This window comes from Mesorhizobium sp. M0207, from assembly GCF_040321995.1.
Taxonomy (GTDB): Bacteria; Pseudomonadota; Alphaproteobacteria; order Rhizobiales; family Rhizobiaceae; genus Mesorhizobium.
Genome location: NZ_JAMYSQ010000034.1, coordinates 1 through 22,019 on the forward strand (window position 1 = coordinate 1; position 22,019 = coordinate 22,019).

At 62.4% G+C, this 22,019-nt stretch carries 28 protein-coding genes; 20 read left to right on the forward strand and 8 right to left on the reverse strand.

Features of this window, described 5'->3' with window-relative positions; genetic code table 11:
* Nucleotides 1–219: 219 nt before the first annotated feature.
* The 3 genes from NKJ15_RS29415 to NKJ15_RS29425 form a co-directional block, all read right to left on the reverse strand.
* A complete protein-coding gene (locus tag NKJ15_RS29415) occupies nucleotides 220–537 on the reverse strand; it encodes a YMGG-like glycine zipper-containing protein (protein WP_352453776.1) in 318 nt (105 codons plus the stop codon).
* Between the two features lie 194 nt (nucleotides 538–731).
* A complete protein-coding gene (locus NKJ15_RS29420; protein ID WP_352541138.1) occupies nucleotides 732–1,133 on the reverse strand; it encodes a type II toxin-antitoxin system HicB family antitoxin in 402 nt (133 codons plus the stop codon).
* A 4-nt stretch (nucleotides 1,134–1,137) separates the two neighbouring features.
* The gene (locus NKJ15_RS29425; RefSeq protein WP_352685231.1) at nucleotides 1,138–1,326 is read right to left on the reverse strand and encodes a type II toxin-antitoxin system HicA family toxin; all 189 of its coding nucleotides are present in this window, start codon (nucleotides 1,324–1,326) and stop codon (nucleotides 1,138–1,140) included.
* A gap of 120 nt (nucleotides 1,327–1,446) precedes the next feature.
* On the opposite strand from NKJ15_RS29425, the gene NKJ15_RS29430 reads away from it, so the two are divergent.
* The 14 genes from NKJ15_RS29430 to NKJ15_RS29495 all read left to right on the forward strand — a co-directional run bounded on the left by NKJ15_RS29430 (nucleotide 1,447) and on the right by NKJ15_RS29495 (nucleotide 17,400).
* Nucleotides 1,447–2,019: a hypothetical protein gene (locus tag NKJ15_RS29430; protein WP_352685218.1), complete on the forward strand. Its 573-nt coding sequence runs from the start codon at nucleotides 1,447–1,449 to the stop codon at nucleotides 2,017–2,019.
* A 208-nt stretch (nucleotides 2,020–2,227) separates the two neighbouring features.
* Complete coding sequence (locus tag NKJ15_RS29435; RefSeq protein ID WP_352472070.1) at nucleotides 2,228–3,136, forward strand: hypothetical protein; 909 nt, start codon at nucleotides 2,228–2,230, stop codon at nucleotides 3,134–3,136.
* A 23-nt stretch (nucleotides 3,137–3,159) separates the two neighbouring features.
* Nucleotides 3,160–4,149 carry a Coat protein gene (locus NKJ15_RS29440; RefSeq protein WP_352755556.1) on the forward strand — a complete coding sequence of 330 codons (990 nt, stop codon included), beginning with the start codon at nucleotides 3,160–3,162 and terminating at the stop codon, nucleotides 4,147–4,149.
* A gap of 209 nt (nucleotides 4,150–4,358) precedes the next feature.
* Nucleotides 4,359–4,604 (forward strand): hypothetical protein, encoded by a 246-nt coding sequence (locus NKJ15_RS29445; protein WP_352472067.1) that lies wholly within the window; start codon nucleotides 4,359–4,361, stop codon nucleotides 4,602–4,604.
* 284 nt (nucleotides 4,605–4,888) lie between these two features.
* Complete coding sequence (locus NKJ15_RS29450) at nucleotides 4,889–5,491, forward strand: phage connector family protein (RefSeq protein ID WP_352819302.1); 603 nt, start codon at nucleotides 4,889–4,891, stop codon at nucleotides 5,489–5,491.
* Nucleotides 5,488–7,944, forward strand: a complete 2,457-nt coding sequence (locus NKJ15_RS29455) for a phage tail protein (RefSeq protein WP_352819304.1) — start codon at nucleotides 5,488–5,490, stop codon at nucleotides 7,942–7,944. The genes NKJ15_RS29450 and NKJ15_RS29455 overlap by 4 nt, the downstream gene beginning before the upstream one ends.
* 77 nt (nucleotides 7,945–8,021) lie before the next feature.
* Nucleotides 8,022–8,693: a hypothetical protein gene (locus NKJ15_RS29460; RefSeq protein WP_352819306.1), complete on the forward strand. Its 672-nt coding sequence runs from the start codon at nucleotides 8,022–8,024 to the stop codon at nucleotides 8,691–8,693.
* Nucleotides 8,694–8,695: 2 nt separating this feature from the next.
* Nucleotides 8,696–9,187, forward strand: coding sequence for a hypothetical protein (locus NKJ15_RS29465; protein ID WP_352819307.1), 492 nt, complete (start codon nucleotides 8,696–8,698; stop codon nucleotides 9,185–9,187).
* Nucleotides 9,187–11,808 (forward strand): hypothetical protein, encoded by a 2,622-nt coding sequence (locus NKJ15_RS29470; protein ID WP_352819309.1) that lies wholly within the window; start codon nucleotides 9,187–9,189, stop codon nucleotides 11,806–11,808. The genes NKJ15_RS29465 and NKJ15_RS29470 overlap by 1 nt, the downstream gene beginning before the upstream one ends.
* A 7-nt stretch (nucleotides 11,809–11,815) precedes the next feature.
* Nucleotides 11,816–12,112 carry a hypothetical protein gene (locus tag NKJ15_RS29475; protein WP_352472061.1) on the forward strand — a complete coding sequence of 99 codons (297 nt, stop codon included), beginning with the start codon at nucleotides 11,816–11,818 and terminating at the stop codon, nucleotides 12,110–12,112.
* Between the two features lie 647 nt (nucleotides 12,113–12,759).
* The gene (locus tag NKJ15_RS29480) at nucleotides 12,760–13,134 is read left to right on the forward strand and encodes a hypothetical protein (protein WP_352770684.1); all 375 of its coding nucleotides are present in this window, start codon (nucleotides 12,760–12,762) and stop codon (nucleotides 13,132–13,134) included.
* Between the two features lie 156 nt (nucleotides 13,135–13,290).
* Nucleotides 13,291–16,173 carry a hypothetical protein gene (locus NKJ15_RS29485; RefSeq protein WP_352819311.1) on the forward strand — a complete coding sequence of 961 codons (2,883 nt, stop codon included), beginning with the start codon at nucleotides 13,291–13,293 and terminating at the stop codon, nucleotides 16,171–16,173.
* Nucleotides 16,145–16,501: an SGNH/GDSL hydrolase family protein gene (locus NKJ15_RS29490; protein WP_352819312.1), complete on the forward strand. Its 357-nt coding sequence runs from the start codon at nucleotides 16,145–16,147 to the stop codon at nucleotides 16,499–16,501. The genes NKJ15_RS29485 and NKJ15_RS29490 overlap by 29 nt, the downstream gene beginning before the upstream one ends.
* Nucleotides 16,502–16,686: 185 nt before the next feature.
* The gene (locus tag NKJ15_RS29495) at nucleotides 16,687–17,400 is read left to right on the forward strand and encodes a class I SAM-dependent methyltransferase (RefSeq protein WP_352819314.1); all 714 of its coding nucleotides are present in this window, start codon (nucleotides 16,687–16,689) and stop codon (nucleotides 17,398–17,400) included.
* Here NKJ15_RS29495 and NKJ15_RS29500 read toward each other — a convergent pair.
* From NKJ15_RS29500 to NKJ15_RS29520, 5 genes are all read right to left on the reverse strand, one after another.
* On the reverse strand, nucleotides 17,389–17,940 hold the full coding sequence (locus NKJ15_RS29500; protein WP_352819316.1) for an acyltransferase: 552 nt from the start codon (nucleotides 17,938–17,940) through the stop codon (nucleotides 17,389–17,391). The genes NKJ15_RS29495 and NKJ15_RS29500 overlap by 12 nt on opposite strands.
* 478 nt (nucleotides 17,941–18,418) lie before the next feature.
* Nucleotides 18,419–18,592: a hypothetical protein gene (locus NKJ15_RS29505; RefSeq protein WP_352452704.1), complete on the reverse strand. Its 174-nt coding sequence runs from the start codon at nucleotides 18,590–18,592 to the stop codon at nucleotides 18,419–18,421.
* Between the two features lie 166 nt (nucleotides 18,593–18,758).
* Nucleotides 18,759–18,926, reverse strand: coding sequence for a hypothetical protein (locus tag NKJ15_RS29510; protein ID WP_352458144.1), 168 nt, complete (start codon nucleotides 18,924–18,926; stop codon nucleotides 18,759–18,761).
* Nucleotides 18,927–19,100: 174 nt separating this feature from the next.
* Nucleotides 19,101–19,283, reverse strand: coding sequence for a hypothetical protein (locus NKJ15_RS29515; RefSeq protein WP_352491000.1), 183 nt, complete (start codon nucleotides 19,281–19,283; stop codon nucleotides 19,101–19,103).
* Nucleotides 19,284–19,417: 134 nt separating this feature from the next.
* Nucleotides 19,418–19,603, reverse strand: a complete 186-nt coding sequence (locus NKJ15_RS29520) for a hypothetical protein (RefSeq protein WP_352474196.1) — start codon at nucleotides 19,601–19,603, stop codon at nucleotides 19,418–19,420.
* A gap of 152 nt (nucleotides 19,604–19,755) precedes the next feature.
* On the opposite strand from NKJ15_RS29520, the gene NKJ15_RS29525 reads away from it, so the two are divergent.
* From NKJ15_RS29525 to NKJ15_RS29550, 6 genes are all read left to right on the forward strand, one after another.
* Nucleotides 19,756–20,553, forward strand: a complete 798-nt coding sequence (locus NKJ15_RS29525; RefSeq protein WP_352819318.1) for an N-acetylmuramidase family protein — start codon at nucleotides 19,756–19,758, stop codon at nucleotides 20,551–20,553.
* A 1-nt stretch (nucleotide 20,554) separates the two neighbouring features.
* Nucleotides 20,555–20,767, forward strand: coding sequence for a hypothetical protein (locus NKJ15_RS29530; RefSeq protein ID WP_352474200.1), 213 nt, complete (start codon nucleotides 20,555–20,557; stop codon nucleotides 20,765–20,767).
* Entirely contained in the window at nucleotides 20,764–21,033 is a 270-nt protein-coding gene (locus NKJ15_RS29535; protein WP_352819320.1) for a hypothetical protein, read from the forward strand. The genes NKJ15_RS29530 and NKJ15_RS29535 overlap by 4 nt, the downstream gene beginning before the upstream one ends.
* Nucleotides 21,018–21,221, forward strand: coding sequence for a hypothetical protein (locus tag NKJ15_RS29540; RefSeq protein WP_352491004.1), 204 nt, complete (start codon nucleotides 21,018–21,020; stop codon nucleotides 21,219–21,221). Before NKJ15_RS29535 ends, NKJ15_RS29540 begins: the two co-directional genes overlap by 16 nt.
* Nucleotides 21,221–21,544 carry a hypothetical protein gene (locus NKJ15_RS29545; RefSeq protein WP_352819342.1) on the forward strand — a complete coding sequence of 108 codons (324 nt, stop codon included), beginning with the start codon at nucleotides 21,221–21,223 and terminating at the stop codon, nucleotides 21,542–21,544. The genes NKJ15_RS29540 and NKJ15_RS29545 overlap by 1 nt, the downstream gene beginning before the upstream one ends.
* Before the next feature lie 171 nt (nucleotides 21,545–21,715).
* Nucleotides 21,716–22,015, forward strand: coding sequence for a hypothetical protein (locus NKJ15_RS29550; RefSeq protein ID WP_352474206.1), 300 nt, complete (start codon nucleotides 21,716–21,718; stop codon nucleotides 22,013–22,015).
* Nucleotides 22,016–22,019: the final 4 nt, after the last annotated feature.

Sequence of the window (22,019 nt, forward strand, 5' to 3'; positions counted from 1 at the left end):
TATCATCGCGTCTCCCCAAAGAAAGCTTGACCCCAGCACTCCGGTGCTCAGGTTCTCCTGGCTGCCGGATGCGCACGTCTGCGGTCTTCACCGGATGCGTACGGGAAACGGATGCGCGAGACTGACGCTGCGCCCTCTCCCCGTTCTACGGGGAGAGGATACCGGCGGGCAGGTGAGGGGCGGAGCCGGCATTTCAGAGCTTTCTCCCCATAGAACCACTCAATAATCGCCGTTGTAATAGCGGTCGTCGCAGGGGGCGGTGTAGATGCGGCCGCTGGTGCGATCCTGATAGCGGCAAAGCTGTTCGCTGCGCGGCTGCGGCGTGGTGGCGTTGCCGACGACGGCGCCCAGCAAGGCGCCGGCTCCGGCACCGATGACCGTGCTCTTGGTGTTGCCGCCGATCGCCTGGCCGGCAAGCGCGCCGGCGCCGGCGCCGAGCAGCGCGCCAGTGCTGGTTCTCTGCTGTGCTTCGGTCTGCGCACAGCCTGCCAATGCGGCGGTCACCAGCATGGCGGCAATGGCTCTGGACATGGTCATCGTCTGGTACTCCCTTGAAACCTATGAGCTAATACACGGGGCGATTTTGCCAAGTGCGGTCGCATTTGCGGCGGAACATAGGCACCGTGCCTCACGAAATAAGACATGGTTGTTTTTGTCTGACAGCCTGATCCGCAAAGAAAGTAACCGAACAAGACCCAAAGAGCTTCATCTCCAGTCGACCTTCGAGAGCGCTACGCTGCCTCGATCTGCATTACCTTTTTCGCCGCAGCGGCCAGAAATCCGGATCGGCTGTAGCCGTGGCGCTCCGCATATCGGTCAATCTGATCGAGGACATCTTCCGGAATGGTGACATTGACACGCACGACCTTCGCAGCTTCAGCTTTCAAGGGAACCAGGATGGCGACACCGCTCAGATTGTCCTTATCCGACATCACTTCCTCCAGGGATGACGGTTCGGGAATGGCCTCGCCATCCTCGACCAGCCCCTCGACATGAAAGGCCAGTGCTTCCCCGGCCATGGCACGGGCATCATCCAGGTTGACGCCGGCTGTCACCAGGCCCGGAAAATCGGGAAAGGAGACGCCGAAGTCGCTGTCCGCTTGCTTGTGGATCAATCCGATATAGTTCCGCATTTCTCTACCTCAGCTTCACGCCGGATTGTTCTTCAATACTCTTGAGAGTGCCGATCGGGATGTCGCGCTTGGGATGCGGAACTGTCACCCGGCCCGGCTTGGATTTGTGCTTGAACTGGGCGTGACTTCCTTTTCGAGCCACTTCGTACCAGCCATCCGCCAACAGCCTGTGGATGACATCGGCGCCCTTCATGTTGTGTATAAATACACACGGCTGGCCCAAATGTCCATGAGGATTTGCCGCAGTTTGCGTGCGGCGGTCCAATCGCTGCCTTTTTCAATCCCCGAAAAATCCCAAAAATGGAGAAATCAAATGACCCGAGGTCTTGCCCGGACGCTTTCGCGTGCCGCCGCCAGAGAAGCCGGCCTTGCCCCGCCCAAGGCGGGGCTCACCGCCAGGACGACCGGACAGGGCGGCGCCTACCGCACCGTCTTCTCCTTCAATGCCATGCCGGTGCCGGTCACCGATGCACTGGCCTATGCCAGCCAGAAGCTGTTCGATTTCATCGATGGCAAGATCCGCATCAGGGGCGGTACGGCCCGGCTGCAGTTCGCGGTGCTGACTACCCGCGCGTCGACCATCAACGACAATGCCGCGCTGACCTGGTCGCTCGGCTCGACGGCAGCGTCGACCCCAGCGCTCGCCTTGACGATGATCAATGTGCTGGCGGCGACCGGCCGCACGCTGGATGGCGCCGGTGCCGCCCTGTCGAGCGCGTCGGTTGCCGATGTCGCCGCCGCGCAGACGCTCGACGGCACCGTGACGCCGGTCGACCTCTATCTCAACCTGGCGTTTGCCATCGGCACCGACATCGATGCCGACGGCACGATTGCCGTTACGGGCACGATCACGCTGCTCTGGGAGAACTGGGGCGACAATGCCTGAGGCGCTAATCTCCCCCCTTGAGGGGGAGATGTCGCCGAAGGCGACAGAGGGGGTCGGTTCGACCGGGCGCGACGCCCGGCGACAGATGAGGTCGGCGCTCCACGCGCGGCTACCCCCTCTAGCCTGCCGGCCATCTCCCCCTCGAGGGGGGAGATACCAAGCGTCGCCATCGGCTCTCCTCTGAAACGTCAACAAAAGGAATCTTCTCATGACAGATCTGGCAGACGCCGGGTCCGTGGTGGCGGCGCCACCGGCGGGCAACCTTGCACGGCCACCGGCCAACGGGGACAACGGGTCCGCCCCGCCTGCGGCCAAAAGTTGGTTTGACGGTCTTTCCGAAGGCAACCGCAAGCTTGCTGAAACCAAGGGCTGGACCAAGCCTGAAAGCCTCGATCGGGTCTTCGCCTCCTATGCGGAGCTGGAGCGGCAGCAGGGCGAGAGCCTGCGCGTTCCGGCAGCCGATGCAGCCGCGGAAGACTGGGACAGGTTCCATGCCCGGCTGCCCGAGGCGATGCGTCCGCTGACCTCACCCGAGAAGGTCGAGTACCGGCGCCCCGACGGGCTCCCCGAAAACTTCGCCTATTCGGACGAGCTCGCCAATGCGTCCAAGGCCTGGGCGGTCGAGGCAGGTGCTACCCCGAAGGTCGCACAGGCCTATCACGACCGCTTCGTCGGCTACATGGCCGAGCAGGCCAAGGCACAGCAGATCGCCCTTGCCCGCTCGGTCGAGACGACGCATGACGACCTCGTCAGGGATTGGGGACCGACCGGCAGCGATGGCTTTCGCCAGAAGCTCGAGGTCGCCAACCGGGCGATGAAAAAGCTCGGACTGGTCAATGCCTACAAGGCGAAGGGTATCCTTCTGCCGGACGGCGCCTTGACCGACCCGCAGATCGCCAAGGCGTTCCACGCCATCGGCGAGGCGATGTTCCGCGAAGACACGATCGACGGCAATGCTGCCTTGAGCGGAGGCAATCCCTTCAAGCGCAATGCCGCCGGCGAGCGCAACCTGACTGGCATCTCGGCGCTCGTCAAAAGCGACCCCGCCCGCGCCCGGCGGCTGGCACGCGAGGCCGGCGAAAATCCCGACCTGTGGATGCCCAACAATCCTCTTTAACCCAAACCTGAAGGAAGACAAAAATGGCAGACGCCTATACCCGTATCGCGGACGCGATCGTTCCGTCCGTCTATGCGCAATACTCGTTCGAGGAGCACGTCCAGTCGCTGGAGATTTACCAGGCCGGGATCCTGTTTTCCGACCCGTCGATCGCCTCGAAGCTCAGCCTGGGCGGACGTTCCGTCGACATGCCCGGCTGGAAGGACCTCGGCAACGATCCGTCCGAGCCGGTCAATGACGACCCGGCCGACTCGATCGAGATGAAGAAGATCGGTGCGCGCCGCGAAGTCGCGGCCCGCAATGTGCGTGCGCAGGCCTGGGGCATCCCGGATCTGACCTCGATCCTTGCCGGCGACGATCCGCAGAAGCTTATCGTGCGCCGCCAGACCGACTACTGGCAGCGCGCCAACAAGCTGACGCTGCTGGGCATACTGAAAGGCGTGCTGGCCGACAACATCGCCAATGACGGCAGTGACCTGGTGCGCGTCACCGGCGCCTCCATCGTCGACACCGACATCATCGAGGCCGCCTATCTGATGGGCGACCGCGCCGACAAGTTCAAGACGATCTGGATGCATTCGAAGCAGATGAAGGCGCTGAAGCTCGCCGACCTCATCGACTATGTGCCATCGTCCGAGCAGGGCGGGCCGCTGATCCCCTATTACATGGGGCTCAGGGCCGTCGTCGACGACGACATTCCGGTTGCCGGCGGCGTCTACACGGCGTTCATGTTCAAGGACAAGGCGATCCTGTGGAACGAGCTGCCGGTCAACACCGAAGGCGGGCCGCTCGAGTTCGACCGCAAGCCGCGGCAGGGCCATGGCGGTGGTGTCACCGAAATGGTCGGCCGCCGGCATTTCGTGCCGCATGTGCCGGGCACCCGCTTCCTCGATGCGTCCTCGGCCGGCGAATTCGCCACCGATGCCGAGCTGGCACTGGCGGCAAACTGGGACCGCACGGCGTCGAGCGTCAAGCACATGACGTTCATCGCACTGAAGACGACCGAGGCCTGATCGGGCGAAGGGGCGGGCGTCAGACGTCCCGCCCCTTCTGGACGCCAGGTCGGCCACCGTGGCGAACCGCAAGTTCAACCGCTGCGCTGCGTCGGAGTGATCTGAATTTGGCGTTCGCTACAACATTCATGTTGCCTTTCGCTCAATCGACGGCACCAAACAGTTACAAGAAAGGGCGATGCTGCCTTGTCTTGGTAAGGGAGGTCACCATGAACATGAAGTACAAAACAGTTCAGGAAGTGCTCCGAAAAGCGGGCATTGTCATGAGTAAGAAGGGGGAAGTTCATCGCATAAACTTCTTCAGCGGCCTGGAAGACACCGCCTACTACACGCCAAGTCTTCAGGATGCCCTGGACAGGGGCTTGGCTTTGGCGGGAGGTGCCGGAAGGGTGAAAGCAAGCGTCTTTGCCACGTCAGCTGAAACAGGGATCTCGACCGGCGCACGCATCGGCTGACACAATTCATGCAAGACATCGCCGCGTTGCGCGGCAATATCGTGAACCGCAATAGCCGAAGCATTGCTTCCTTGCTTCGAACGGAAAAGACACGGATCACGCAGCGCCTGCCACCCGTGTCCTGACGGGCGGTTGGCGTTGTGACGCTCGATGCACGAGACGTGCAAACGTTCTGCCCAAGCCACAAATCACAAAAAATCCCCAGCCGCTTCGAAGCGGCTTTTTGCCGTGGAGGCACCATGCCCCGTTTTCTCCGACCAACCATACAGACAGAGGCCTGAGCCATGGCCATCACCCCGCTCGACATCGCCAACATGGCGCTCGCCGTGCTCGACGAGGCGCCGATCGACAGCCTCGACCAGGACGCCAAGGCGGCGCGCCTGCTCAATCTGCATTTCGACCTGACCCGCGAGGCCGAATTGACCAAGCATGCCTTTGTCTTCGCCATCCTGGCGGCCTCGGTCGCCGGCTTCGACACCGGCAACGGCGCCGGCACGCTGAACTTCGCCTATGAGCTTCCCGCCGATTGCCTGCGGCCCTTGCCGCTGACCCATAGCGGCGAGCCGGACGGCGTGCCGCTCTCATGGCGGCAGGAGGCCGGGTTGGTCTATTCCGATCAGGCCGGGCCGCGCATCATCCGCTATGTCGCCAATCTGACCGACCCCAACGACTGGGACGCGCTGTTCAGCGAAGTGCTGGTGGCGGCGCTCGCCATCAAGATCGCCCATCCCTTGACCCACAAGGCCAGCATGATCGACGTCGCACGCAGCGCCTATGACAGGGCGCTGGATGCAGCCTACTCGGCCAATGCCATCCAGCGCGGCGGCAGATTTTCGACGACGTCCTGGGCTTTCCAGCGCGGCGACAGCCGGGGCGTCGGCCGATGACCACGCTCTATCCGATCCAGGATGCCTTCATCCGCGGCGAGATTTCTCCTCGCTTGCATGCTCGCGCCTCGCTCGACCTCTACCGGGCGGCGCTGTCGAAATGCACGAACTTCGTCACGCTGCCGCATGGCGGCATCAGGAAGCGCGGCGGCACGTATTTTTGCGCGCAGGTGAAGGCTCCGTCAAAGGCGACACGGCTGATCCCGTTCATCTTCTCGGCCGACCAGGCCTATGCGCTCGAATTCGGCGATCTCTACATCCGCGTCTATGCCTATGGCGCGCGTGTCGGCACGGTCGAAGTCGTTTCGCCTTATCCCGAGGCCGATCTGTTCGACCTGCAATTCGTCCAGTCGGCAGACCAGATGTGGATCACCCACAAGGATCATCCGGTCAAAGTGCTGACGCGCACTGCGCACACGACCTGGACGCTCGCCGATTTCGTCTTTCTCGACGGCCCATACGACAAGATCAACACCACGGCCACGACGCTAACGCCGGCCGCAACCGGCAACGCCATGCCGGTCATGGTCGCGAATACGCTGCCAAGCGGCACGGTCAGCAACAGCAACGGCTCATCCGACGTGTGGCAGGTGTTCGATGGCGACAAGCAGAAGGGGGAGAACATAGCGGGCTTTCCGAGCGGGTATCTGCGCTACCAGTTCGGCGGCGGCGGGGCCAAGACGGTCGACGCCTACTGGATTACCGCCACGAATGATCACTCAGACACTGCATCGCCGACCCAGTGGCAATTCCAGGCCTCGCACAACGGCACCGACTGGACGACGCTCGACAGCCGGGACGGAGAGACCGGCTGGTCCAAGTCGGAAACCCGTTTCTTCGACGGCTTCAACAACACGGTTGCCTACGAATATTATCAGCTACTGTTTTCAGGTGGCGGCAGCGATGGAACCGCTATCGCCGAACTGGCCCTGCACGAATACGCGCCGTCGCAAACGCCGTTCGATCTCTCGGCCTCCTCGATCGTCGGCATCAACGACGGCATCGGCTTCCAGACCAGCGATATCGGCCGCGCCATTCGTCTGCTTGGCGCGGATGGCTTCTGGCGCTGGGCCAAGGTCGTTGCCCGGACCAGCACGACGGTGGTCACGGTCCAGTTGTACGGGCATGCTCTGCCCGATCTCAGCCCGATCATTCGCTGGCGTCTCGGCACGTTCGTGCCCGGCAAGTATGTCCAGAGCGGTTCGCTTTACGAGGAGCGTCTGGCGTTCAGCCGAAAATTCTCGGTCTATGCCTCGCAAACCGGCGATTTCGACAACTTCGCCACCGGTGAGAAAGACACCGACGCGCTGGAATTCGTGCAGGCAGGTGGCGGCCAGGCCAACGACATTACGTGGGTGGCGGAATCGGACGGCGCGCTGATCATCGGGACGCTTGGCGGGGTGAGGGCGCTGTCGGGTTCCGGCATCGACGAGGCGCTGACGCCGTCCTCGTTCAAGAACCGCCGGTCGCGGACTTTCGGCTGTGCCCCGCTGCGTCCCGTCGATGCGGGGCAGTCGTTCCTCTATGTCACCCGCTCCCGCAAATCGATCGCCGAGCTGACGCAAAACGCCACCGGCCGCTTCACCTCCGACGATGTCGGTCAGATATCGGAGCACATTCCCAAGAAAGGCGTCGTCGAACTCGCCTTCCAGACCGACCCCGATCCGCTGCTGTGGTTCCCGCTCGGGGATGGCGAGCTCGGCGGCTACACGCACCAGCCGTCGCAGGACGTTCGCGGCATGCACATCCACCAGATCGCCGGAAGCTTCGCAGGATCGAACTGGGCCGTTGTCGAAAGCGCCGTGGTGACGCCCGGCCGGGACGGCAACGACGATCTCTGGCTGATCGTCAAGCGCACGATCGGCGGCGTGACCAGGCGCTATATCGAAATAAAGACTGCGCCGTTCGAGTATGGCGGGATCGGTGATGCATTCGAAGTCGACTGCGGCCTGACCTATGGCGGCGTCGCTGTGGGCACGGTCTCGGGGCTTGATCATCTCAACGGCGAAACAGCCGACGTCCTGGCCGATGGCAAGGTCTACAAGGGCCTTGCTGTGGCCGCTGGCGCGGTCTCGCTGCCCGGTGGGGCTACGGCAGCCAAATGGCAGGTCGGGCTCGGCTACCAGTCCGAAGCCAACACGCTGGAGCTCGACGTCGGCAGTCGCGACGGATCGATCGTCGGGCGGCGCAAGAAGGTGGCCAAGCTCATTCTTTCGCTGCTGGAAACCGACACAACCGGGCTTCAGGTCCAGTCGTTCATCCGCGGCCGCTGGGAGCAGGTTCGCATTCCGTCTGTGGTTGCACCCGACGGCATGGCGAAATTGTTCATCGGCAATGTCGAGGTGCCGATCGACGATAGCTGGGAAGGGCAGGGGCGGGTGAAGATCCGCCACGTCAATCCAACGCCCTGCACGATCAGGGCGATGACACCGGTGTTCGACGCCGAGCCTTAGAAACTGCTGATCTCCCCCTCGAGGGGGGAGATCACCCGCTCCGTCTTCCATCGCTTCCCCAACCAAGGAACCCACCCGTGACTCAACTCCCCCATGCCGAAGACCTCGGCAGGGCGCGGACGGCTGCCGATTTCGCTGCCATCCGCGCCTTGCTCGACACCGACCTCAACGATGCGATCGCCCGCAAGGGCGAGCTGGAAACGGAAAAGTTTGACGCGATCTTCGGCGCCGGCAATTTGACGGCGGCGCGTGCCGCATTGGACGACTGCAACGCTGAAATCGCGCTGATCGAGAAAACCATCGAGGACGCGGACGAGCGCCGCATTGGCGCCCCCCTGGACGAACCCCCCGCCGAAGCCGTCGCCGCCACGCCCGCGCGGGGTGACGCGGTCAGGACAAACGCCGAGGCGCTCGGCGAGCGCTGGCGCACGATCCACTGGCTGATCGAACAGCTGCGCCAGGAGCTGTTCGCGGCCGATGCCTTGAGCCGCGCCATCATCGCTGCCAACGGCCTGTTCAATGCCGGCGGCGCTGCCGGGGTCAGAGTCAACCTGACCACCATCCGGCGCACTGCCATGGCCGGCCCGCGCGCCGCCGCGCCATCGCGTCTCAGCCGCCCGGCGATCCAGGCCGACCGGCTGCTTTTGTCCTTCCTCAGCCCGGGCGGCGTGCTCGACCGGCGGCCTTCGATCGGTGCGCCGGTCGACGGCATCAAAAGCAAATTCATTCCCGCCGGCGAACGAGGCTGACCATGTGCACACTAGCTCTTATCGGTACGGCGCTTTCGGTCGGCGGCGCGCTGGCGGAAGGCCAGCAGTCGAAGCAAACGGCCGAGTACCAGGCCAAGGCCTATGAACAGCAGGCGCGGGCCGACGCCCAAAGCTCGGCCTTCGAGCAGGGCCAGGAGCGCCATAAGCAGGATCTGCTGCAGGCCCAGGCGCGCGCCCAGGCCGGCGCTTCGGGTGTCGCCATTTCTGGTTCGCCGACCGAGGTGCTGGCCGCCAATGCGAGGCAGGGCCAGCTCGACCTCAAGGCGATCCAGTACGGCTCGCAGCTGCGCCAGAACGGTCTCGCCACGCAAGCGGCGATCGCGCGCTTTTCCGGCAGGCAGGCGGTCGGCGCCTCGATCTTCAAGGCCGGCGGCAGTCTCGTGTCGGGCATCTCCGGCCTCTACGACCCGGCCAAGGCGGTGACGTTCGGCAGAAGCGCCTTCCCGCCGGCGCCGGGTGGAGGCCTCTACTGATGGCCACCATCCCGCTCCAGCTTGCCCAGCGCCGGCTCGATACCGGCACTGTGGCCTCCTATCCCAGCGGCTCGCCGGTGGGCGCCGCCATGCAAGGCTTTGGCGACGAGCTCTCGGCGATTGCCGAGCGCTTCAAGCAACAGAAGCAGCAGCAGGACGCGTTCGATGCCGACATTATCGGCCGCGAGCTGAACGCTCGCATCGCCCACGCCGAGGCCGTGGCGGTGCAGACCGCGCCGGCCGACGGCAGCGGCCTGCACGACTTCATGTATGGCCAGCTCGATCCGCGCAGCGACGGCGTCGTCAGGCCCGGCCTGTTCGACCAGATCTTCGACGACACCGTAGCGAAAGTGCCGGAGGGCGAACGCGCCAATTTCCTCGCCCAAAAGCAGGCATTGCGGCTGGCCGGCTCGGCCCGCATGGCCGCGCAGCAGCACGCGCGGCGCCAGAACTATGAGCAGGCCGAGTGGAGCAAGGTCGAGGACGGCTACACAAGCGCCATCGCGCAGGGCGACCCGGACGATAGCGGCACGTTCGAGGCGATCAGGCAGAGCGGGCTCGAGCTGATCGGCAAGATGGGCAACCCGGTGGCCCGCCAGGCGGCCGAGGCCGACTGGCGCAGCAACACGGCAAAGGCGCTTGTCCGGGCGATGATCGCCAAGGACCCGAAGCGCGCTGCGGAGGTGCTGGGGACTGGGCCGGTCTCAACGGACGGCAGGACTAAGGACGATACCATCGAAGCTGTGGGCGGACCTCGGGCGAGTGGGTCCAGCGTGCTGGCGACGCGCGAAGCGCCCGTAGGTGGCCTTCCGTCCGACGAAACACCTATCCGCACGGGTTCCGTGGGGCCCGTCGGAAATACGGCTTGGGCTGCCGCAGGACCCTGGATTGCCGACTTGTCGCCGGACACGGTTCAGGATCTCGGCCAGAAGGCGCAGGTAGCGACTGTGGCAAGCCTGGTCGATGCGCGCACGAACATCGACATCGCCTTGCAGAACGCGCCGGCTGCCATTGCCAATACCGGCAGCTATTCTGGCAAGACACCGGGTGCCGAAGACTTCACTGCCGTGTACGGCGCCGAAGATGGCGGCAAGCGTCTCCAAGCCTTCGACATAACGGCTGATATCGGCCGCGCGGTTTTCGACATGCGACCCGTCCCGAACCAGGCGATACACGCCCAGATTCGGGATTTTGAACCCGGCCCCTACGGCTCGCCGGAAGAGCGGGAGCAATATGAGATAAGGGCCGGCGCCGCGCAATTGGTGCTGGGTGCCAGGCGCGCCGATCCCGCCGGTTACGTCGGCCAACTGTTCCCGAACCATGCTCCGGACTGGGATAAGATCACAGCTCCTGAGGATTATAAGGCTGCCGTCACCTGGGCCGTCGCTGCTCAGCAGGAGTTGGGCTTCGACCGAATACTGCCAATGCCCTGGGCCGTAGCTGGCCAGCAGGCGGCGAAATACATTGACCAAGGTGTGCCGTTCGAAAAGCGCCTTGCCAAATTGAGTTCGATCGTCCTGGCGGTTCGCGATCCTGATGCCCGCAAGGCGACAACCCAACAGATTTCTGTGGCGGCGGAAGCCCAGTGGCGAGCCGAGGCCGCCCAAGATCCGAACGTCGCGCCAGAGTCGTTGGAAGCCCAGGTTGCGGTGCTCAAGAACGGGCTGGCGTGGATCGGGGAACATCCGGCCCAAGCCCAGTACAGCGCCATGCCGTGGCTACAGCAATTCGGCTTGGCGTTCTCGGATGTCGGCCGCCTCACGGCTAAGGGCGCGGCCGCCGGCGGTGCGGATGCGATCTCCGCCGGGCTGGACTCCGTTTGGTCGGGAGGAAACTACCAGCACCTCCTCGAAGATGAACAGGCCAAGACCGAGGACGCCGAGGACCGGGCCGGCTCGGCCGGTTGGGCGGCGGAAGCCCTCGGCACCGGCTTAAGCGGATATGGCCTGGCGGAGAGTTTGTTCGGTTTGCTGGGCCGGGCAAGCGTTGGCGCGGCGGCAGAGAACGGCTTGATCGGTCTTGCTGCCCGAACTGGCGTCGGGGGTGTGGCGGGTGGCACTTATGGCGGGGCATACGCCTTCAACACAGGACAGAGCGTCCCCTGGGGAATTGCCAACGGCGCGCTTTGGGGGGCGGGCGGCAATGTCCTTGCCGAAGGGCTCAGTGCCGTTGGCAGCCAGGTGTTGGCAAGGCTTGCCGGGCGTTCTGCGAATGCTAAACCTGATATCGTACTGGATAGTGGGGCTCCCCCGGTTTCTGTCAATGCAGAAGAGATTCCGATCTCGACCGGCAAGGCCCGAGAAATAAGGAGGCCCTATACGCATTTGGAAGATCCTCCCAACGTTGCGTCCGGCAAGGATCCAACAAAGAAGCAGAGGATAGCTATTTTCGAGGAAAATAAAAGGGTGAATGATGGAATTTTGAGATCGGATGAGAGTGGTATAGAAATAATTCCAGCAAAGAAAAGCAAAAGAGGCGTAACCCCTCCAAAAAATGAAGCTCATATCGATCACATAGATCCGGTTAATCCCGCTGGCAAGACAAAATCGTCACGATCAAATAGCTATAAAAATCTTCGTCTTACGGCTGGGTTTGAGAATATAGAAAAATCGAACAAATAGGTGGCATATGACCGAATGGAAGTTCGAAAACCCAAAAAACACAGCCGTTATTTCGACTCGGAAGATATTTAGGGGGGGCGGCTGGATTGCGTATGTGTCACATGATGATGACGGCGACGATAATGAGTCGTGGCAATTCTACGGAAATGAAGCTGAAGTTGATCAAGATGACCTAATTTTAGTGGCCTTGGTCGAGGTGGTCGAGCTTGATGGAACTGTTGCACAGTTGGCGGATTTGCCGTTAGGCTGGCGTGCGTGGCGCGATACAAAGTCTTCGCCATGGAAGCGCGACAAAATCACCTAAACACATTCTGAATGGTAGCGGAGTTTACTTCCGCTTTGGTCCGGTTGGAAGTGAACGCATAGACGAGTCACGACGGTTTTGGCGTGCGCAAGGATTATAGGCTAATGTTCGAGATGAGACGACGGTGGGGCAGATCATGTATCAAAACATACTACCCCTACCAGGGCCGATCATATACAGCGTCACAGCGATGCTGGAGATTATGCGCGCTGGGCTAATAGAAGATGGCAAAAGCAGAAGGCGAACAACATGAATGACGCCGCTCCGAATCTAGACAGCGTCCACCCCATGTTGCCCTGGACGGTTAGATAGGCGCCATGGAAGAGTGGGTCGAAGCCGCGCGAGAGGGAAAGTCGGTCGCGGACATTATCCCCGTCAACGTGCCGGCGACCCCTGCCTACGCCGAAATGTTGGGCAGCCGTCTGAAGTTTCTTGACGAGAACGTGCTTCCGTTGCTCCCAAAGTGATGCACGGCTCGACCAAGATCAGTGCTGGCGCGATCACCGGTGAGTACGCCCCGCCGGCGATGGCAACGTGCCGGCGGTCTGATTGTGGTCACGATGCTGGCTTATGGCCTGCTAACCGCCGGGCGGTCAGTTGGCGGTGCCTCCTGGATCGCCTCCTGTTTAAGATGAAGGATTGACCTGTTGCGCACAGACACTTTTCCGACCATGGCAAGGATCGCTTTTCTGCTTACCTTGGCCGGCGTCCTCCTGCTCGCGCTTTCGCCGGTGCGCTTCCTGCAGGAGTTGGACATGGGCTTCACCTTCCACCATGACAAGCTCAACCACGCCGCGGCGTTCGCTGTGCTGGCGGCGCTCGGAAGCCTCGGCTGGCCGGAACACAAGACGAGGCTGGTCGTGCTCCTCGCCATCACCGGCGCGGCGATCGAGCTGCTTCAGGGCGCGCAGCTGATCGCGCGCGATATGGATATCCTCGACTGGGTCGCCGACTGCGCCGGCATGGCCTGCGGGCTGGTGGCCATGAGGGGCACAAGAAGGCTCATTGGCGGGCTGCTGTAGTCTCGACCGCGTTGCCGCTCTCCGTCCGGAAAATGTAAATCGCCGGCTGCGCCGGATAGCGCGGTGTCCGGCCGCGTAGCTTAAGTCTCCCACCGACAGCACCGAACCCCCTCCCAGCCTCGCTTATGCGGGGCTTTTTTTATGGAGCAAGCCCTCATGTCCCGACCTGCAACTGCCGCCGTTCGTCTCCTGACCGGCGAACGCGAACCCGTGCGCCTCGCAACCACGGCCGACATCCTCCTGCACGGCCTGCAGGCCATCGACGGCGTGCCGGCCGAAATCGGCGACCGCGTGCTGGTTAAGGACCAGGCCGACCCGACGCAGAACGGCATCTACACGGCGAGCGAAGGCGACTGGTTCCGCGCCGCCGACGCCCGTTCTACGCGCACCCTGCAGAAGGGCACGACCGTTCACACCCAGGTCGGGTCGGTCAACGCCGACCGCGTGTTCGAGTTCACGGCCGACGAGCCGGCCATCGGCGCCGATGCCATCACCATCGCCGCATCCGTTCCGCCCGACATCGCCGATGTGGTCGAAGAGGTCGAAGCGCTGCGCGATGAAACCCAGGCCTTGAAGGGTGCTGCCGCAGCCAGCGCCGGCCAGGCATCCGACAGTGCCGCCGCTTCCGCCGCGAATGCCGGACAAACCGCTGCCGACCGGGCTGCGACCAATTCCGATGCCGTCGCCGCCGCAGCGGCCGTCATTAGCGCCCAGGCTGCACGCGACGCTTCGCTCTACGGCAAGGGCATTTTCCCGACGACGGCGGCGGCAATCGGCTTCGGCGTCGCCGGCAACGGTGCGATCACCGCCGGCTCCGGCGGCGCCAACGGCACGTTCGACCTGGCGTTTACCGGCGGGACCGGTTCGGGCGCCGCCGGCCGCTTCGTGGTGGCGGGCGGGGCGCTGACGCAGATACTGATCACGGCGCCGGGCTCCTACACAGTGGCGCCGACGTTCAGTTTTGCGGCGTCGGCAGGGCTCGCCGGCGCCGCCGCAGCGGCGGTGCTGGGCAGGAATGTCGATGTCGGCGAGTATTTCTGGACGGAGGTCAGCGCCGGCATTGTGGGGCTTCACAGCGTCGGGACAGGCCCGATTGCCGTCGATACGGGTATTCGTGCGTCACCGGCGGAAATTGCCCTGATCAGCTCGCGGGCGATTGGGCCGGTTCCGATCACTGGTTCTGTCGGCGGCACGCTGATTACCAACGACAGCGTCTATTTCTGGCCTGGATCGGTGTCTGCGGCCGATGAATATCTCTCGACCTTGGAGCTTGGATTCGGCGCCGTGCCAGGGACAGCCCATATTGTCTTCGCCCACCTCGAGGGCGACGGGACGCTTAGCCTTGTTTCCGAGCAAACGATATCCGTTCCAGCCGGCCCGTCGTCAGTTGTTTCGGGACTCGCGATTCTGAAGCCGGCCGGGAGCGTCATGGGCGTCCAGCGCACTGGAGTTGGCAGCTGGTACTATACTGCCGGGGCAATTCCGAACGGTGGAGTCGAGTGGTTCACAGCGGTGGTACCGACCTCGCATACTGCCAAGACCATAGGCGCGGCAAATGGCCCGCAGTGGAAGGCGACCTTCACCGGCGAAGTCGCCGTCAAGGCGCGCGCTGCCTATTCCACGGCAAACGGTCTCGTTTCCGCTGTCGGCATTAGCCAGGAAATCGGCTGGCCGGCGCTGGTCAACACCGGGTCGGACGTTCCGGGCAGCTACAGCGTCATCATGCAGACGCCAGCGCCGGCCGACGGCTATATTACAGCGGTCGAAGTTGGCGCTGGCGCTGGCGCCGGCGCTGCGCTCGTTCATGTAGTGGACTATCTCGGCGGGTTGGTGGTCAACGTCCTAAGCACATATGCGGTGACGCTGATCAACGGGGTCGCCCATATTCCGCTGGGTATCCCAATCCCAGCCGGCAAATTTCCGGCGATCAGCGGCGGCGCCTACAAGTTTCAAAACAGCGTCAACCCGCAAGGCATCCCGGCATGGATCAAGGCAGGCGCACTGTCGCTTGGCGCGACCGTAGCATCGTCCGCCCAGCATCGATATGAGCTTCGCTTTACGATCAAAACCGGTCTGCTCGCCGATGCCGACCGCGCCTTGACCCGGGGCGGCGGTAATGACGGCATGAATCTGCTGGCTGGCGCAGATCCGAATGGCGTCGTTGATGCGACCGCGCTGTTTGCGTCGGCGACCGCCGCTCATCCTAATCCCTATGTGCCGCCTGGGAATTTCGCTTTGACGGCCATTCCTGCATCTGGCGACGGTTTTTGGGGACCTGGCAAGCCGGCCGTCAACGGTAAGCGCTTCTTCATTCCGCGCCAGCCGTCGCTGCAAAATCTTTATGACGGCTTTCGCGCGAAGATGGCCGAACATATTGCCAACAACGATGTGTTCTGCCTGATCGCCGATAGCATCGGCCTTTGGGCACTTGCCAGCGACGGGCCGAAACACTGGTTCAACCTGGTTACCCGCTTTGCCAATATCGGCATTGCCGACGATGAACCGGGCATGACTGCTTTGCGGCCAAGCTCTACCTACGTTCCGACCTTCTATGGCGTCACTGTCGCCGGCAGCGTGTCGACAGGGTCGCGCGGGCCGATCGGCGAGAGCATCATCCTAGCGGCCGGCGCGACCCTGTCGTTCACCGGCGCCTATGAACAGGTCGACGTCCACTACACCCAGGACGCAGCCCAGGGCTCACTTGCCTTTGCCTTCGACGGCGGCGCGGCCTATAAAACCGTCAATTGCGCCGGCGCCCTGGCGCTTGACCGATATTCGGGGCCGTCGCTCACCGCGCAGGCGGCAAGCGGCAAGCGGCAATTACACTCTTACGGCTGTCGGCGGTCCTGTCGAGATTACCGGGCTCATCAGGCTTGGCGTCAAGGCGGCCGGCTCGCGTCCGCGCCTGCGCACCTTGCGCGCGGCACACGGCAGCTATGCCTTCTCGTCATTCAACACTGCGCGTCTTACATCGGCCGCCGCTCAATGCGGCTACGCCGGCGGCAAGATCGTGCCCATCCTGGCGCTCGGCATCAATGACAGCTTTGGCACGCCGCCAGCCACGATATCGGCAAACATCGCAACAATCATCAACGCGCTGGAAGCGGCCGCTGCACCGCGTATCCTTGTCATGCCGCCGACGCGGCCTTCGGCGGCATGGGATGCAAGCTACACCGGCGGCCGAACTTATGACGCCGCTCTCGGCGCAATCCGACAGACCTACAGGTCCCGGAACGTGCTGACCATCCCGATCGACGGCTTCGATTACATCAACTCTGGGAACTACCAAGAGGGGTTGCATTTCAACGATGCCGGCCATGACGGCAATGCGCTGCGCTTCATCGAACAAGTTGCGGAGCGGGGATAGCCCAATGCCATCTGCTATTCAGCACAAGGGCGAAATCGGCACGCAGCCGCGAAATCCCGGTTCCTGACGGCGACATTGAGGGTCTCATTGAGGTCTGGGCAGGCGGCGCCGTAGTCGACGCTGGACGCCGTTCGCAGGCAATGGCAGGATGAGGTCGGCGGGGGCTATCCTTGGAGGATTGTCCCATGGCGCATGCCGGCAGCATCATCGACATCTATGATGACTATTACGCCGATGGAAAAGTAGCCGCAAAACGGGACATAGCTTCGAACCAGTCGGTCGGGCACATCGAAGCGATCATTCAAGGCCAGTTCTTCGACAGGATTCTTGACATCGGGGCGGGCGAAGGTGCGGTGCTGGATAAGCTGAACAGGAAGGGGCTCGGTAAGAAGCTTGGCGCCGTCGAGATTTCGAAGAGCGGCGTCGAGGCTATCAAGGCAAGAAAAATCGCCAAACTGGCCAGCATCGACGTATTCGACGGCTATCACATCCCTCATCCCGACAAGTCGTTCGATCTCGGGCTTGCCATTCACGTCGTCGAACACGTCGAACACGAACGGATGTTTCTCAGGGAGGCGGCTCGGGTCTGCAAGAAGCTGTATATCGAAGTGCCTTTGGAGCATACGCGAGATCTCAGCAAGGCCATTCGGATGTCAGGGCCGTATGGGCATATCAACTTCTACACAACCCAAACGTTTGAAAACCTTCTCAAAACGTCCGGGCTGAAGGTCGAACGGCTAAAGGTTTTTGCGCACGACCTCGCCTATGAACAGCACCTGGCTGGCGAAAAAAAAGGATGGGTAAAACACAGACTGCGGACCGAATTTCTCAGGTTTGCACCCAAGATGGCGATGCGCAGCATGGCCTACATGGCCGGAGCTCTGTGCTTAAGTCGCTGATCTAGCGGCAGCGCCGCCGATTTGCTTTGCAGGATTACCGCCAACCATACTAAAGGGCGGCACGTCTTTTGTGACGACAGACCCCGCACCAACGACCGATCCCTTGCCGATCGTTACGCCCTTGAGAATGATGACGTTGAAGCCGATAAAGACGCTGTCTTCAATCTTCACTGGCGCAATGGTGATCTTTGACCAGTCCTTTTTTCTCTGATGCCAGTCGGCGATATCTTCCTTGCGGCTTTGCCAACCCGTCGCGTGTGAGTTGTGATCGACGACTGTGGTACCCCAACTAATGATCACGTCATCCCCGATTTCGATCCTCTCAGCTGCGACGAGGTGGCTCTTGCCGATATAGGATCTTTTTCCCACGGTGATCTTTGCATCAGCGCGATCGAAGGAAAAGACGCCGTTGATGATGCATTCTTCGCCGATCGCATGCTTGCCTCGCCGCAAACTGCGGACGCTCCGCAAACTTAGCTTCGTCGCGGGACCGGAGTTGATGCCGGCTAGGCGGTAGAGGAATGATGGAACGAATGGCATATCAGTTACGGTCGAAGTGCGGCTTGGACAACCTCTCAGCGAAAGGCTGCGATTGCTCAAAGAATCTGAAATGCTTCCAATGTTGGTGTACCCCTTCGAAGAATGCCGGCGCCGCGTCTTCGAGGTCAGTATCAAGGATTATGGGTGGGATTAGTTGCCCTTCGGCTAACTGAACCGACAGCCGAAGTTGGCTGTTCGCAATAAGCAGGTCAGTCTCCATCATCCATGCGACTCCTCACGGCCTAGCTATTGCGACAAGCGGCGGCGGTTTGCAAGCTTGCAAACGCGCGTGTCCGCCAGTCTGGAGGCCATTTGAAAATCGCCGAAAAGTTCGTCAGAAGAATTGCTCTGCGAGGGCCGCTCGGGATGCTGTGCGCACCAACAATGGCACAGCAGGCCGACCAGAAATCCTACAACTTGGCGGTATTTCGGAATTGTCAGGGTCATCGCCGACGCGGACCTGCCGCGGGCGGAGCAGCTACCGTCTGCTGTCCTGCGGCTTCTGGTGCGGGTCCTGGCTTTTCGACCACCAGACAAAATACAGCGAGCCCATCTTCATCACAGGCACGCGGCGGTCGCGTTCCCTGGCCCGCAACTCACGATAGGTCTTCATCTTCAGAGTGCCGCCAGGCAACCTGATACGCACTGCCATCGGTTCAACTCCCGTTGTGCAACGCAGCAATTTTCGTGCAATGCGGTAAGTAGAGACCTTCCGTTACGGGAGAGTCAACAGCAGCCTCATCAACTTATTTTGCAAACTGGCCGGCGGAGGTTGGGGCGGGCTTTCCCAGGCGCATGGCAGCCGAAAAATTCATGCGTCACCCTGGCGACTGATCGTCAACCAGGCGCTGGCGGTTCGACCACCAGGTGAAATAGATCCGGCCGATCTTGACGACGGGTATGCGGCGGGCGCGTTCGCGGTCGCGCAATTCGCGGTACACCTTCACCTTCAGTGTGCCGCCAGGCATCCTGATACGCACCGCCATCGATTCCGCCACCCCATTGTGCAATGCAGCATCAGAGACCTTCCGCTGCGGAAGAGTCAATGCCTGCCCGCTGACTATTTCTGGGACTAGTCGAGCGGCTTTGAGGTTTTGGCGCGCACGGCGGTTCCTGATCACCGAGGCGGCATGCCCAGTCGGGATCGTCGGGTGCGCGGGCTATTTCCTGGGCGAGGATTTTCTGGGCGAGGATGGGCGATCGGACACGCCGCTCGGCCACCAGATGACGAAGTAATTGCCGACCTGCCAAACCGGCACCTCGCGGTTCTGCTCGCGGCGCCGCAGCTCGCTCCTTTTCTTGATCTTCAAGGTGCCGCCCGGAAGCCTGATTCTTATCGTCACGTGTCCTCCCGCTAAAGCTACGAACGATAGACGGGAACAGTTTCATCCCGGCTAGGCAATTTCATCCAGGCCAAGCAATTTCGGGGCCGGTAGACCCAGCGCGCCGGACCGCAGCGATATCGCCGGAACCGGCTTCATTTGAAGAAATCCGCAATGCCGTTGATGGCCAGCACCGCATAGACGATCGGTCCGGCGATAAACGCACAATAGAGACAGAGGATCGCCGCCAGCACCGCGAGCAACGGCTTGTCGCGAGCGACGGCGCGGAGCTCGGACTTCACCGACCAGCGTGCCGCAGCGGTTTGTTCATCATCAGACATGTGCACCATCCCGCGGCCATTTCACACGGCGGGTCGAAAACATCAACCTTCCTTGCCACATCGGCGCGGGCTGCCGCCAAATTCTGCTTTGCCGCCGCGCATCTGCTTTTTCAACCTCAAAACCTTGCCCGCGAGGGCGGAAAGGACTGCCCATGGACATGACGTTCAGGGGCGCCGCCAGGCGCCTCGATGATATAGACTTGCCGAAACTCGGTGCCCGGATCGGCGTCGGCGAGGACGAGATGCACGCGTTCCTCGATGTCGAGACCAGCGGGCACGGCTTCGACGCCGTTGGCCGGCCGGTCATCCTGTTCGAACCGCACGTCTTCTACCGCAACCTGTCGGGTGCCAAGCGGGCACAAGCGGTAGCCGCCGGCCTCGCTTATCCGAAGTGGGGCGCAAAGCCCTATCCCAGGGATAGCTACCCACGGCTCAGGGCAGCTTGTGCGATCGACGAAACCGCGGCGCTCAAATCCGCTTCGTGGGGCTTGGGCCAGGTTCTCGGCGAGAACTTCAAGGCCGCCGGCTTTCTTACCGTGCAGGCGATGGCCGAGGCGATGATGGCGGACGAGGCGCTGCAGCTCGGCGCGGCGATCGATTTCATCGTCGAGAAGCGGCTCGACGACAATCTGCGCAATCATGACTGGTCGGGATTCGCCAAGGGCTACAACGGCGCCGGCTATCGCAAGAACGCCTACAATACCAGGCTTGCCGAGGCCTATCGCAAATGGTCGCGCATCAAGGACACGCCCTGGCCGTCTGCCGGTCCGGTGTCGTCCGCGGTCGTCCCCGCAGCCCCGCCAGAGCCCGCCAAGCCAATCGCCGTTCCACAAGCGACCGCTACGCCCTCTGTACCTCCCGTGGCTGTCGCCAAGCCCGGCTTCTGGGCAGCGCTGATCGCCGCCATCCTCAAACTATCAGCCATCCTCAAGCTATTCGGAAGGAAATGACATGTGGACCCGGATCAAGAGCTTTTTCCGCGACAGCGAGACAATATTCTGGGCGCGGCTTCAGGCGGCCATCGGCGTCATCGCGACTATCGTCACCTATGTCGACCCGCAGGTTCTTTCGCCGGTCGTTCCGGGGGAATGGTTCCCCTGGTTTCTTGTGATCAACGGCGTTTTGACCGAGTTCCTGCGCCGCCGCCGCGCGGAGGACTTGTGACGGCAGCGCTTCTCAGCATTCTCAGCGCCATCATCGGCAACAAGCTCGTCATGACGGCATTCGCTGCCGTGGCGGGCGGCATCGGCCTTTACGTTGCCGGCGGCATCAACCGGGCGAGGAAGGAGGCGGTCAAACAGGCAGAGGCAAAAGTCGCGGCCGCCGAGGATCGCCTGGAAATGAGGCGCGAGGCCGCCGAAGAGCGCAAGGCCGCCGGCATGGCCGATGCGGCAGCAAGAGCGGAGGCTCAGAAATGGGCAAGGCGCTGATCCTCTGCGTGGTGCTCGCCGGCTGCACGACAACCGCGCCGGCCGGCAATCCGCGCCAGGTCTGGTGCGACCACAACCAGCCGCGCCGGCCATCCTCCCCGGTCGTTGCCGCCATGAGCCGGCCCGAGCTCGACGAGATGAACGCCTTCAACGGGCAGGGCGCCAGATGGTGCGGGTGGACGCCATGATGCACGAATTGCTCGACGTCCTGGGCATCAAGGCGCCGGTGTTGGTCGCCGGCCTGTCCGGCGGCATTTTGCGGGCCTTGTCGCGCCACCGCTACAAGGTCCGCGAAATGGTGGCCTCGCCGATCTGCGGCGCGCTGGCGGCGGCCTATCTGACGCTGCCGGTCGTGCATTATTTCCGCGCCGCCGGCCTGCCCATTCCTTCTCCGGACGACGACACCACGACGCTCGCCGCGGCTTTTCTGATTGGCGTCTCGGCGATGTGGATCTCGGACATCGTCTTCGAGGTTATCGTGCGCCGGTTCGGGCCGGTGAAGGGGGAATAAGCCGCCCAAGCCCGCCGAAATAGTGACGTTCAGTTGGAGCCCGCCGCGCCGAAAGGTGCGGCGGGCTTTTTGCATTTTTGCTCGCATTCTGTACGATCTTTCTTTCGCGACAGGGCGGCTCGATCCGGCGCTGCCCGACCAAGATGCGCGTTAGGCATGGGAGATGGTGTCATGCTTGCCAAGGTCCAGACACAAGCGGCAGTCCTGACAGCCGGGGCGCTTCTGTTTGCCGCAACGGCCGACGCGCGGCCGGACAGCCGCGCGATGACATGCGAACAGACGCAGCTTCTGATCCAGAGGCATCGCTCTGTCGTGCTCACCACCGGCCAGAACACCTACGACCGTTACGTCCGCCAATTCGGCAATGAATGCGACTGGCCGCAGGTGCCGCGCGCCGCGTATATCAAGACGCGTGACGGTCAATGTCTGGTCTATCGCTGCCAGGAGCCGCTCTTCGACCTCCCGAATTGAAAGC

Coding starts and splice junctions, on each gene's coding strand:
- NKJ15_RS29415 (WP_352453776.1), bottom strand. CDS start 537: ATGACCATGTCCAGAGCCATTGCCGCCATGCTGGTGACCGCCGCATTG.
- NKJ15_RS29420 (WP_352541138.1), bottom strand. CDS start 1,133: ATGCGGAACTATATCGGATTGATCCACAAGCAAGCGGACAGCGACTTC.
- NKJ15_RS29425 (WP_352685231.1), bottom strand. CDS start 1,326: ATGAAGGGCGCCGATGTCATCCACAGGCTGTTGGCGGATGGCTGGTAC.
- NKJ15_RS29430 (WP_352685218.1), top strand. CDS start 1,447: ATGACCCGAGGTCTTGCCCGGACGCTTTCGCGTGCCGCCGCCAGAGAA.
- NKJ15_RS29435 (WP_352472070.1), top strand. CDS start 2,228: ATGACAGATCTGGCAGACGCCGGGTCCGTGGTGGCGGCGCCACCGGCG.
- NKJ15_RS29440 (WP_352755556.1), top strand. CDS start 3,160: ATGGCAGACGCCTATACCCGTATCGCGGACGCGATCGTTCCGTCCGTC.
- NKJ15_RS29445 (WP_352472067.1), top strand. CDS start 4,359: ATGAACATGAAGTACAAAACAGTTCAGGAAGTGCTCCGAAAAGCGGGC.
- NKJ15_RS29450 (WP_352819302.1), top strand. CDS start 4,889: ATGGCCATCACCCCGCTCGACATCGCCAACATGGCGCTCGCCGTGCTC.
- NKJ15_RS29455 (WP_352819304.1), top strand. CDS start 5,488: ATGACCACGCTCTATCCGATCCAGGATGCCTTCATCCGCGGCGAGATT.
- NKJ15_RS29465 (WP_352819307.1), top strand. CDS start 8,696: ATGTGCACACTAGCTCTTATCGGTACGGCGCTTTCGGTCGGCGGCGCG.
- NKJ15_RS29470 (WP_352819309.1), top strand. CDS start 9,187: ATGGCCACCATCCCGCTCCAGCTTGCCCAGCGCCGGCTCGATACCGGC.
- NKJ15_RS29475 (WP_352472061.1), top strand. CDS start 11,816: ATGACCGAATGGAAGTTCGAAAACCCAAAAAACACAGCCGTTATTTCG.
- NKJ15_RS29485 (WP_352819311.1), top strand. CDS start 13,291: ATGTCCCGACCTGCAACTGCCGCCGTTCGTCTCCTGACCGGCGAACGC.
- NKJ15_RS29495 (WP_352819314.1), top strand. CDS start 16,687: ATGGCGCATGCCGGCAGCATCATCGACATCTATGATGACTATTACGCC.
- NKJ15_RS29500 (WP_352819316.1), bottom strand. CDS start 17,940: ATGCCATTCGTTCCATCATTCCTCTACCGCCTAGCCGGCATCAACTCC.
- NKJ15_RS29505 (WP_352452704.1), bottom strand. CDS start 18,592: ATGGCAGTGCGTATCAGGTTGCCTGGCGGCACTCTGAAGATGAAGACC.
- NKJ15_RS29510 (WP_352458144.1), bottom strand. CDS start 18,926: ATGGCGGTGCGTATCAGGATGCCTGGCGGCACACTGAAGGTGAAGGTG.
- NKJ15_RS29520 (WP_352474196.1), bottom strand. CDS start 19,603: ATGTCTGATGATGAACAAACCGCTGCGGCACGCTGGTCGGTGAAGTCC.
- NKJ15_RS29525 (WP_352819318.1), top strand. CDS start 19,756: ATGGACATGACGTTCAGGGGCGCCGCCAGGCGCCTCGATGATATAGAC.
- NKJ15_RS29530 (WP_352474200.1), top strand. CDS start 20,555: ATGTGGACCCGGATCAAGAGCTTTTTCCGCGACAGCGAGACAATATTC.
- NKJ15_RS29540 (WP_352491004.1), top strand. CDS start 21,018: ATGGGCAAGGCGCTGATCCTCTGCGTGGTGCTCGCCGGCTGCACGACA.
- NKJ15_RS29545 (WP_352819342.1), top strand. CDS start 21,221: ATGCACGAATTGCTCGACGTCCTGGGCATCAAGGCGCCGGTGTTGGTC.
- NKJ15_RS29550 (WP_352474206.1), top strand. CDS start 21,716: ATGCTTGCCAAGGTCCAGACACAAGCGGCAGTCCTGACAGCCGGGGCG.